The 10436-nt window shown below is 73.2% G+C and carries 9 protein-coding genes; 4 read left to right on the top strand and 5 right to left on the bottom strand.

The features are described 5' to 3' along the window. Positions 1–147 precede the first annotated feature (147 nt). Positions 148–1311: a S24/S26 family peptidase gene (locus tag I59_RS07540; RefSeq protein ID WP_022903337.1), complete on the bottom strand. Its 1164-nt coding sequence runs from the start codon at positions 1309–1311 to the stop codon at positions 148–150. A gap of 45 nt (positions 1312–1356) precedes the next feature. Further along, positions 1357–1956 (bottom strand): hypothetical protein, encoded by a 600-nt coding sequence (locus tag I59_RS07535; RefSeq protein ID WP_022903336.1) that lies wholly within the window; start codon positions 1954–1956, stop codon positions 1357–1359. 260 nt (positions 1957–2216) lie between these two features. Between I59_RS07535 and I59_RS19470 the strand changes: the two genes are divergently transcribed. Beyond that, positions 2217–2732 (top strand): MarR family winged helix-turn-helix transcriptional regulator, encoded by a 516-nt coding sequence (locus tag I59_RS19470; protein WP_022903335.1) that lies wholly within the window; start codon positions 2217–2219, stop codon positions 2730–2732. 10 nt (positions 2733–2742) lie between these two features. After that, positions 2743–3252 carry a DUF664 domain-containing protein gene (locus I59_RS07525; protein WP_031273288.1) on the top strand — a complete coding sequence of 170 codons (510 nt, stop codon included), beginning with the start codon at positions 2743–2745 and terminating at the stop codon, positions 3250–3252. Between the two features lie 73 nt (positions 3253–3325). On the opposite strand, the gene I59_RS07520 is transcribed toward I59_RS07525, so the two are convergent. Continuing rightward, positions 3326–5410, bottom strand: a complete 2085-nt coding sequence (locus I59_RS07520) for a DEAD/DEAH box helicase (RefSeq protein WP_022903333.1) — start codon at positions 5408–5410, stop codon at positions 3326–3328. 270 nt (positions 5411–5680) lie between these two features. Further along, positions 5681–6535 carry a PPK2 family polyphosphate kinase gene (locus I59_RS07515; RefSeq protein ID WP_022903332.1) on the bottom strand — a complete coding sequence of 285 codons (855 nt, stop codon included), beginning with the start codon at positions 6533–6535 and terminating at the stop codon, positions 5681–5683. Between the two features lie 116 nt (positions 6536–6651). Between I59_RS07515 and I59_RS07510 the strand changes: the two genes are divergently transcribed. Then, entirely contained in the window at positions 6652–7701 is a 1050-nt protein-coding gene (locus I59_RS07510; RefSeq protein ID WP_022903331.1) for an alpha/beta hydrolase, read from the top strand. Between the two features lie 354 nt (positions 7702–8055). After that, positions 8056–8298: a hypothetical protein gene (locus tag I59_RS07500; protein ID WP_031273285.1), complete on the top strand. Its 243-nt coding sequence runs from the start codon at positions 8056–8058 to the stop codon at positions 8296–8298. A 79-nt stretch (positions 8299–8377) separates the two neighbouring features. Here the strand turns inward: I59_RS07500 and I59_RS07495 are convergent. After that, positions 8378–10436: efflux RND transporter permease subunit (locus tag I59_RS07495; protein ID WP_022903329.1), on the bottom strand; the 2059-nt coding region annotated here is incomplete at its 5' end.

Below are 10436 nucleotides of genomic sequence, written 5' to 3'. Positions count from 1 at the left end.
CCCCCTGGTGGTCGAGCAGGTCGGCTCCGAGCAGGGTGCGACCGAGGTGCCAGTCGCCGGTGTGCAGAATCCGCATGCGGTCACGGTAGCGCCGCCCACGGACATCCCCCGGCGCCCCGCGGCCCCTGTGAACGGAAGCCGTCGTGGTCAGGCGCAGGCAGCCGACCCCAGGCCGACGACCGAGAGCACCCGCACCCGTACCGTCTGCGGGCTGAGCACCGTCCACGTGCCCCCGAGGTTCGTGCGGAGGCGGAGGTCGTAGGTCCCGACGACGAGCAGGCCGCCGCCGCGGTAGCTCAGCGAGGTCGCACCGCCGTCCGCGGTCGCGACCTGCGTCCCGCCGGACACGAGGTCGAAGCTGTACGGCTCGCCGATGCCGGGCGTGGTCGGGTAGGTCCAGGAGATCGTGACGCTGTCACTGCTCGCCGGGGCGCACGACAGCGTCAGGACCGCCTGCGGCGTCCCCGCCCCGTAGTTCGACGCCGAGCCGGTCGTCCGCGAGAACGGGGCCGCGACCGCGGACGGTGGCGCCAGGGTCCCGACCCCGACGGTGAGCAGCACCACGGCGGCCGTGCCGCCGAGCCGGCGCAGCCGGTGCTGCGGACGGCGTCGTCGCCCGTGTCCGCGCGGCGACCGGCGTGTGCCGGGCGGGGATCCGTCGGCCTGGAGGGACGTGACGGGCCCGCCCCGCGCCTCCAGGCCGGTCGAGGGGTCGCCCCCGGGGTCGTCCGGTGGGTCGCCGGGGTCCGCGGGTTCGTCGACGAGCCGCCGGAGCGAGCCGTCCACCGTGCACAGGGCGAGCACCGCCGCGAGGCCGAGCCCGAGGAGCACGAGCCGCACCCAGTCGCCGTCGTGGAGCCAGGTGACCGGCGCGGCGATGAACGGGATGCGGAGGAAGGCCACACCGTGCACCGCGGACCGCTCGAGCGGCGTCGAGTCCGCCTGCGGGTTGGCGTCGCCCTTCGTGACGATGCTGTCGCCGGGGCCCTCCTCCACGAACCGGTGCATCCGGAGGTGGCCGGACACGTCGGGGTCGTCGGCGAGCAGGATCCGGCCCGGCCGGACCTCGTCGGGCGGTACCGGCCGGGAGACGACGACGTCACCGGGCGCCAGCCGCGGCGCCATCGACCCGGTCATCACCGTGGTGGGTTGCCAGCCGATGAGCGCCGGCGCAGCCGCCCAGAGCGCGAGCCCGAGGAGCCCGGCCACGACCGCGCGGGCCGCGGTCGCCACGACCACCCGCCCCCAGTCGACGGCGTCACGCAGCACGGCCCGGGGCAGGTGACCACCGGGCACCGCGGTGCTGACCACGAGGACCTCCGACCTGGCGTGCGACGACGGGACCGTGCGGGCGGATCAGCTGTTCTGGGCCTCCCAGGTGAACCCGAGGGCCGCCGTGCCGCCCTGGATCGAGTTCGGCGCCGAGGTCGGGACGGTGTACGTGAACCGGTAGACGCGGGTCTCGGACGCGGTGCCGGTCGGGGCCCACGTGCCGACGCCGGAGGCGAAGTTCGTCGACGTCGAGCCGAAGCCGCCGACCGTGCCCGTGTAGAGGGTGCCGCTCGTCGCCGCGGCGGTGAAGCCCGTGCACGAGCCGAAGCCGCCGCCGGTGCCCTGCTCGACGGTGAGGTTGATGTTGGTCGCGAGCGCGTTCGTCGTCGCCGCGTTCGTCCCGTACAGCTTGACGGTCGAGGGCAGCGACCCCGTGGACGTCACCGCGATGCAGTTGGTGCCGGTCGACCCGGGCTTCAGCCCTGTCACGGTGAACAGCGCGGTGTTGGCGTCGTCGTCGGAGAGTGCGACCGTGCCGGCGGTCCAGTTGCTCGTCGGGTTGACGGTGGTGGCGGAGAACGCGGAGTAGGAGGCGGTCGAGACGACGACGCCCGAGGCGACGAGTGCGGCGGGGACGGCGATCCAGGCGGCGAGACGGGCAGCGCGAGGCGTGACACGGGACATGGGTGTGCTCCAGCGGAGAAGTGATCTGATCGGTGGCCGGCCCGGACCCGCGGTGGTTGGTCGCGCTGCGTGCCGTGGCGGCGGTCGAGGTGAGCGACCGTCGTGTTGTTACGATCGTCAAGCTACTCGATCGCCGTGCGACACACAAGACACGGAACACCCCCCCCCCCCGTCGGGGTAGTTTGATCGTTGAGGTACTTGCGTACACTGGATGAACGCGGATCCCACCGCGTCGGCCACCCCCACCCGAGAGAACCGCGATGTCGGACACCACCCCCGTCCTCCCCGGACGCAGAGCCACCGAACTGCCGCCGGCGCCGGGCTCCCCCGACGTCCTCGTGCCCGCGTCGGACGCCGAGCTCGATCGACTCGTCGACGCGTTCCGGCGGTTCCAGGCCCGACACACGCAGGCCCTGGACCGTGCGAGCGCGGCGCGTGACCTCGGCCCGACCGACGCACGGCTCGTCTTCCACCTCGCCGCCGCGGACGGCGAGGGGATGACCCCGAAGGACGCCAGGGCGTTCCTCCAGCTGTCGACCGGCGCCATGACGTCGCTCATCGACCGCCTCGAGCAGCGCGGGCACCTCGAGCGCCGTCCGAACCCGAACGACCGCCGGAGCATCCTCCTGCACCTCACACCGTCGGGCGCCGGGATCGCCGAGGAGCTCAGCGCACCGTGGCGGACCGCCTTCGCCGACGCCGTCGCGCCGGCCGCACGCACGGCGCTCGCGGAGGTCTTCGAGCATGTCGGCGACGCCCTCGCGCACCGCGCGTAGCGTCGCGGGCATGACACCCGCTGCACTCCTCACCGAAGCGTTCTCCCGCGTCCCGGCGACCGTCGGCCGCGCCCTCGACGGCCTGTCCGAGGACCAGCTCGCCGCCCGGCCCGCGGCGGGAGCGAACACGCTGGCCTGGCTCGCGTGGCACATCGCCCGGGGCCAGGACACACAGGTCGCGGACCTCGCGGGCTCCGAGCAGGTCTGGACCGCGGACGGCTGGGCCCGGCGGTTCGGCCTGCCGTTCCCCGCGGAGGCACTCGGGTACGGCATGTCACGGGACGACGTCGGTCGTGTCCGTGCGTCGGCGGACCTGCTGTCCGGCTACCTCGACGCGGTCACCGCCCGGACCGTCGCGTACCTCGGCACGCTGACCCCGGAGGACCTCGACGCGGTCGTGGACGACGCCTGGGACCCGCCCGTGACCGCGGGCGTCCGGCTCGTCAGCATCCTCGACGACTGCGTCCAGCACGCCGGTCAGGCCGGGTACGTGCGCGGTCTGCTCTTCTGCAACCGCTGACGCGGCTGCTCCAGCAACCGACGGGAGGCACGGNGCCAGCTGGNACCGTGCCTCCCGTCGGTCCGTCCGTGCGTCAGCGCGCCGCGAGCTCCGCGACCAGGCGGTCGCCGGGGGCGGCCTCCACGAGGTCGGCCTCGATCTCGGCGTTGTCGAGGATGCCCTCGATCTTGCGACGGCGGTTCCGGGTGACGATCGTCACGACCGTGCCCTCGGCTCCGGCGCGGCCCGTGCGGCCGGAGCGGTGCATGTACGCCTTGTAGTCGTCCGGTGCGTCTGCCTGCACCACGAGCGACACGTCGTCCACGTGGATGCCTCGGGCCGCGACGTCGGTCGCCACGAGCACGTTCACCCGGCCGCTGGTCAGCAGCCCGAGGTTCCGGGTGCGCCGCGACTGGTTGAGGTCGCCGTGGAGCGAGGTCGCGCGGATGCCGGCGTCCTCGAACTGGTCGGCGAGCCGCTCGGCGTACGCGCGGGTGCGGGCGAAGACGATGGTCTTGCCGGAGCCTGCGACGAGCTCCTCGAGCAGCTGGTCCTTCTGGCGCTGCTCGACCACGAGCACGCGGTGGTCGATCGTCGAGGACGCCTGGTCCTCACCGGCGACCTCGTGGACGCTCGGCTCGTGCAGGAACTCCGACACGAGCGAGGCCACCTGGGCGTCGAGGGTCGCGCTGAACAGGAGCTTCTGCGCGCGGTTGCCCTGCGGCGTGACCTCGGCGGTCGCGGAGAGGATCTCGCGGACCGGCTCGAGGAACCCGAGGTCGCACATGTGGTCGGCCTCGTCGAGCACGGAGATGATGACCTCGCTGAGGTCGAGCTTCCCCTTGTTCATGAGGTCCTGGACGCGACCGGGCGTACCGACGATGATGTCGACGCCGCGCTCGAGGGCGCCCTCCTGGCGGCCGTACGGGACACCGCCGTAGATCTGGGTCGTGAAGAGCCCGACCGAGCGGGCGATCGGCTGCACCGTGCGGTCGATCTGCAGGGCGAGCTCGCGGGTCGGCGCGAGGATGAGCGCGCGTGGGGCTCGACCCATCTTCCGCTTGGTGCCGCCGCCGTGCTCCATGAGCTTCTCGACGAGGGGCGCACCGAACGCGATCGTCTTGCCGGAACCCGTGCGACCACGGCCGAGCACGTCCTTGCCGGCGATGACGTCGGGGATCGTGGCGGCCTGGATCGGGAACGGGGTCGCGGCGCCGAGCTCGGCGAGTGCGCGGGAGATGTTGCCGCCGATGCCGAGGTCGCCGAAGGTCACGCCCTCGACGTCGGCCGCGACGGTGGCCTCGGCCTGGAGCTTCTCGAGCTTGACGTCGTCGGCCGGCACGTACGGCGTGCGGGTCTCGTCGCGGTCCGAGCGGTCGCGGCGCGGACGGTCCTCGTCGAACGAGCGGCGCGGGCGGTCGTCGAAGCGACGGGGGGCACGGTCGCGGTCGTCGCGGTCGAAGCGCTCGCGGCGGGGACGGTCCTCGTCGAAGGAGCGGCGCGGGGCGCGCTCGTCACGGTCGAACCGGCGCGGGGCACGGTCGTCCTGGTCACGACGTGGCGCACGGTCACGGTCGTCACGGTCGAAGCGACGGGGACGGTCGTCACGGTCGAAGCGACGCGGACGGTCGTCCTGGTCACGACGAGGTGCACGGTCGCGGTCGTCGCGGTCGAACCGACGCGGCGCGCGATCGTCGCGGTCGAACCGACGCGGCGCGCGTTCGTCGCGCTCGAACCGACGCGGCGCGCGATCGTCGCGCTCGAAGCGGCGGGGTGCACGGTCATCGTGGTCACGACGCGGTGCACGGTCACGGTCGTCACGGTCGAAGCGACGCGGGGCACGGTCGTCACGATCACGACGCGGCGCACGGTCACGATCGTCGCGGTCGAACCGACGCGGAGCGCGGTCGTCCTGATCGCGGCGGGGCCCGCGGTCGTCACGGTTCCAGCGGCTCTGGCCGCCCTCGCGGGGCTCCCAGTTCGGGCGCGCGGGACGGTCGCCCTGCGCGCCGCGGCCGCGACGCTCCTCGGCATCCCAGCGCTGCTTCTGGCGCGGCTGCGACGGATCGGCGGCGCGGAAGCCGCGGTGCTTGCTGCTGCGAGCGGCGGGGGTGCCGTTCGGGTGGCGGACGCGGTCGGAGGCACGGTTGTCCGCGCCGCCCTTGTTGTACGGGGCCATGGCTACTTTCCTGGGGTGCAGAACGTCCGCAGGGCCCGGCAGCGACATCGGCGCAGGCAGCGTGCGGAGAGGGGGTTCTTCCCGTCGCGGATCGACGTGAATCCAGCCCTCGAGCAACACACACCCAGACGAACACTCCGTGATCACAATGTCACGGCGTCGAGAGCCGACCGAGTGAGTCTACGCGATCCGGCGACGCGTGGCCAGCCCGTGCAGAGGTGAGGCGCGTGGCGGGGGCGAGCCGTGCCTCCCGGCCGGGTGGGAGCCCGGTCAGGACTCGGCGAGCCGACGACGCTGCTCGGCCACGTCGAAGTCCGCAGGCGGCCACGTGAGCTGCATGTCCTCGAGCGCGCGGAGCAGGAGCTGCTGCACCGCGAGCCGGGCGTACCACTTCCGGTTCGCCGGCACGACGTACCAGGGCGCCTGCGGGGTCGACGTCCGCTCGAGGGCGATCTGGTACGCCTCCTGGTAGTCGTCCCACAGCAGGCGCTCGTCGATGTCGCCGGGGTTGAACTTCCAGTGCTTGTCGGGCCGGTCGAGTCGGTCGCCGAGGCGTTCGCGCTGCTCGTCCTTCGAGATGTGCAGCATGACCTTGACGATCGTGGTGCCCGCCGCGACCAGGCGGTCCTCGAAGTCGACGATGGCCCCGTAGCGCCGCTCGATCTCCTCCGGCGGGGCGAACGACCGGACGCGCTGGATGAGGACGTCCTCGTAGTGGGAGCGGTCGAACACCCCGAGCTGTCCGGCTCCGGGCAGCTCGCGCTCGATCCGCCAGAGGAAGTCGTGCTCGCGCTCCTCGGCCGTCGGGGCCTTGAAGCCTGCGTAGTGGACACCGTTCGGGTCGACGGCACCGACGACGTGCGAGACGATGCCGCCCTTGCCCGCCGTGTCCATCGCCTGCAGCACGAGGAGCACCCGGCGTTCGTCGCCCGCCGTGGACGACGCGTGCAGGCGTTCCTGGAGCGCGGAGAGCCGGGCGGCGCCGGCGGCGAGCGCTTCGAGCCCGTCGATCTTCCGGCCGGGGAACCCCGGGGTGGCGTCGGGGTCGACGCGGTCGAGGCGGAAGCCCTCCTCGACGCGGAGCAGCGGTTCGGGGTCGGCGTTCCAGGCCTTGCGACGGCTCACGGGTCCTCCTGCGGGGTCTCGTCCCACTGCGGGTCTGGTCCCATCCTGGCACCGGGACCCCGTCCTGGCACCGGAGGCGGGCGCGCGGGCCGGGGCGCCGGGTTAGCGTTGTCGGGATGGGAACCGGACGCCGCACCGTGCTCGCAGTCGTCGGCGTGCTCGCGGCGCTGCTGACGGTGGCCGCCTGCAGCGCGGACCCGACCGGCGACCGGAACACGACCGTCACCGCGGACCCGGTCATCTACCCGCTGTCGCTCCGGTACCACGGGATCGACGTCGTCGCGGACGTACCGTACGGGTCCGCCCCGCTGCAGCGACTCGACGTGTGCCTGCCCGCGGACAGTCCTCCCGACACCACCGCCACGCCCACGGCCACCGCTGCGCCGTCCGCGGGAGCCACGACCTCGGGGGCCTCGGCCTCGGCCTCGGCGGACCCGCGGGCGCTCGCCCGGGCATCGAGCACCGCCAGGCCCGCCGTGATGATGATCCACGGCGGGAGCTGGTCGCACGGCGACAAGGCGACCGCCGCCTACCGGTCGGTCTGCCAGTACCTCGCGTCGGAGGGCTTCGTCACCTTCAACGTCGACTACCGGCTCGCTCCGACCGACCCGTTCCCGGCCGGCTTCGACGACGTCCGCCGCGCCCTCGACTGGGTCTTCCGGCCGGCGACGCTCGAGACCTACGACGTCGACCGGGACCGCGTCGGGCTGTTCGGTGGGAGCGCCGGGGGCAACCTCGCCGCCCTGCTCGCGGTCACCGACCACGAGTCACCCGCGTACGCCGAGGGCGACCGGATCCGGGCCGTCGTCGACCTGAGCGGTCCGACGGACCTGACGAGCCGCTCGACCGAGGCCGACGGGGTGTCCGCGTCGTTCCAGCGGAAGCAGCTGCTCTACCTCGGTTGCCGGACGTACTCGCGCTGTCCGGCGGCCGAGCGGGCATCGCCGACGTCGCAGGTGACGGCGGACACCCCGCCGTTCTTCATCGGGCACTCGACCGACGAGTTCATCCCGCTCTGGGAGTCGACGGAGTTCGCGACCGCGCTCCGGGACCACGACGTGCCGGTCACGTTCGTGCAGGTGGAGGGGACGGCGCACTCGATCGCCCAGCTCGACGAGGCCATGAGCAAGCGGGTCGTCGCGTTCCTGCGCGACCGGCTCGGCTGACGGGTCCCGACGCGCCACCCTGACGGACGGGAGGCACGCCGGCGGCCCGCACCGCGCCTCCCGTCCGCCGTCGGGTCGCCTGCGCGACGGATCGATGCCGCTGCGCCGGGGTCGCGCGGAATGCGTGGCAGACGTCGCCTCGCGATGTGGCAGTTCCGGTGCCACAGACCCGGGTTCTGCGTACCGGAACTGCCAGCGGCGCAACGGATCTCGCTGGTCCCGGCGCGACGTGCACCGGAACGGCCACGCACACCAGGACCTGCCGGTCTGGCGGTGTCGGCGCCGCGTCCCCTGCCCGGGTGCCACCCGGAGTCGGGACTGCTGGTCGTGGCGCGGTCGGCGCAGACTTCCGGGGTGACCGCCACCCCGACGCGCCCGATGACCGCCCCGACCACCTGGCACCACGCCTCTGCGATGTGGTCCGTGGTCGAGCTGCTCCTCGGGCTGTCGTTCTGCGCGACCGTCGCGTTCGGCGGGTACGCCGCTGCGACCGGTCACATGCAGGTGCTGTCGCAGGGCGCGGCGATCGTGTTCATCACGACCCTGGTGGTCGTCCTCGTGCACTGGTTCCGTGCCGTGGAGGCTTCCGAGCACTGACCCGCCCGCGGGCGAACCCTCGCACGGTGCGGGCGAGCGCCTCGCCCCGTGCTCGGGCGACCGTCCGTGCGTCGCCGGTTCAGTCCGCCGACGCGGTCGTCCGGCCGCGGGCCCCGCGACGCTCCTCGCGACGTCGCTTCCGGTCCTCGCGACGCTGCTGCCGCGCCTCCTTGCGGGTGATCCCGGCGGCGATCCGGTCGGCCCGACGCTCCCGGGCCCGCTCGACCACGAAGTAGAGCGACGGCAGCACCACGAGGGTCAGCAGTGTCGACGACACCAGGCCGCCGATCACCACGAGCGCGAGCGGCTGCGAGATGAACCCGGACTTGCCGGTCAGCCCGAGCGCCATCGGCACGAGCGCGAAGATCGTCGCGAGGGCGGTCATGAGGATCGGGCGGAGTCGTCGCGTCGCGCCTTCGACCAGGGCCTCGGCGACGCGGAGTCCCCGACGGCGGTACTGGTTCACCAGGTCGACGAGGACGATCGCGTTCGTCACGACGATGCCGACGAGCATGAGCAGGCCGATGATCGACGCGACGCCGAGCGGGATGCCGGTGGCGATCTGCAGCAGGAGCGCCCCGGTCGCGGCGAACGGCACCGACATCAGGAGCAGCAGCGGCTGGAGCAGGCTCCGGAACGTGGCCACCATGATCACGTAGACGATGAGGATCGCGACGAGGATCGCGAGGAACAGCTGGCTGAACGCGGACGACTGGCTCGACGCCACACCGCCGATCGACGCCGAGGCACCGCGCGGGAGCTGCAGCGCGTCGACGGCCGCCGTGACGTTCTGCACGGCCGCCCCGAGGTTCGTGGCGTCCGGGGTCACGGTGATCGTCGCCGTGCGGACCGCGTTCGAGGTCGTGATGGTCGTGGGACCCTCCGAGCGCTCGACCGTCGCGAGGTCGGACAGCGGGACCTCGCCCGTCGAGGTCGGGATCGCGAGCTTCTTCAACGCGGCGATCGTCGCCGGCGGGTTCGGGTCGGCGATGTACACGTCGAGCGTGGCGTCGTCGATTTCGACGCTGCCGGTGTCCCGCGGAGAGACGGCCGCCGCGACGAGGGCGCCGACCTGCTGCTCGGTGAGCCCGCGCTCCGCCGCCGCCTGCCGGTCGACCTGCACGGCGAGGTACGGCTCGGCCGCCGACAGGTTGCTCGTCGCCGCCGTGGTGCCGTCGACGCCGCGCATCTTCCGCAGCACCGTGTCGGCCGCGGTCCGGAGCTCCGCCTGGGTCGGCGCGGTGACGTCGACCTCGATGTCGCTCGAGCCGCCGAAGCCGCCACCGGCCGAGGACAGCGACACCTCGCCGACGTCCGCGATCCGTTCGATGCGGTCGCGCGCGGTGGACTGGATCGTGGGCTGGTCGGCCGCGGCGTCGGTCGTGACGTTGTACTGCACGGACGCCGAGGCACCGCCGCCGAAGGCCGCCTGGATGGACTGGCCGCTCGACCCGATGGTCGTCTGCACGGTCTCGACGCCCGTGACGGAACGCAGGGCCTCCTCGACCTTCGCCGCGGCGGTCGACTGGTCGTCGAGGCTCGTGCCCGGCTTCAGGTCCTGGGTGACGGTGAAGGTGTTCTGCCCCGAGTCGCCGAGGTAGTTCGTCTTCACGAACGGCACGGCGGCGGCCGTCCCGGCGAGGACGAAGAGGGCGAGTGCGAGGACGATCCAGGGGCGGCGCATCGCCCAGCCGAGGACCGGCCGGTAGCCGCGCTGGAGCCGGTCGGTGCGACCGGCGTCGTGCAGGTCGGCCGCCGAGGCCAGGGCACCGGTCGCGGCTCCGCTCATCGGGGCGTCCGCGGCCGTCGCGGTGTCCGCGCCCGGGGCGTCCGCGCCCGTCCCGGCGTGCCGGTGGGTCTTCGGCGGTCGGAGGAACCAGTACGCGAGCACCGGCACGATCGTCAGGGACACCAGCAGCGACGCGACCAGGGCCATGGTCACGGTGAGCGCGAAGGGCCGGAACAGTTCGCCGACCAGCTCCGCGACGAACGCCACCGGCAGGAACACCGCGACGGTGGTCAGCGTCGAGGCGGTGACCGCGCCCGCCACCTCACGGACGGCGTCGAGCACCGCCCGGGACCGGTCGACCCCGGGTTGCATGTGCCGCTTGATGTTCTCGATGACGACGATCGAGTCG

The organism is Curtobacterium sp. B8, assembly GCF_000333315.1.
GTDB lineage: Bacteria > Actinomycetota > Actinomycetes > Actinomycetales > Microbacteriaceae > Curtobacterium > Curtobacterium luteum.
Note: the sequence above shows the minus strand (reverse complement) of the source record. Positions and strands in the feature narration are given on the sequence as shown.

Excerpts from the sequence above, each read along its gene's own strand:
- I59_RS07535 (WP_022903336.1), bottom strand. The coding sequence starts at position 1,956 with ATGTCCCGTGTCACGCCTCGCGCTGCCCGTCTCGCCGCCTGGATCGCC.
- I59_RS07510 (WP_022903331.1), top strand. The coding sequence starts at position 6,652 with ATGGGAACCGGACGCCGCACCGTGCTCGCAGTCGTCGGCGTGCTCGCG.
- I59_RS07525 (WP_031273288.1), top strand. The coding sequence starts at position 2,743 with ATGACACCCGCTGCACTCCTCACCGAAGCGTTCTCCCGCGTCCCGGCG.
- I59_RS07520 (WP_022903333.1), bottom strand. The coding sequence starts at position 5,410 with ATGGCCCCGTACAACAAGGGCGGCGCGGACAACCGTGCCTCCGACCGC.
- I59_RS19470 (WP_022903335.1), top strand. The coding sequence starts at position 2,217 with ATGTCGGACACCACCCCCGTCCTCCCCGGACGCAGAGCCACCGAACTG.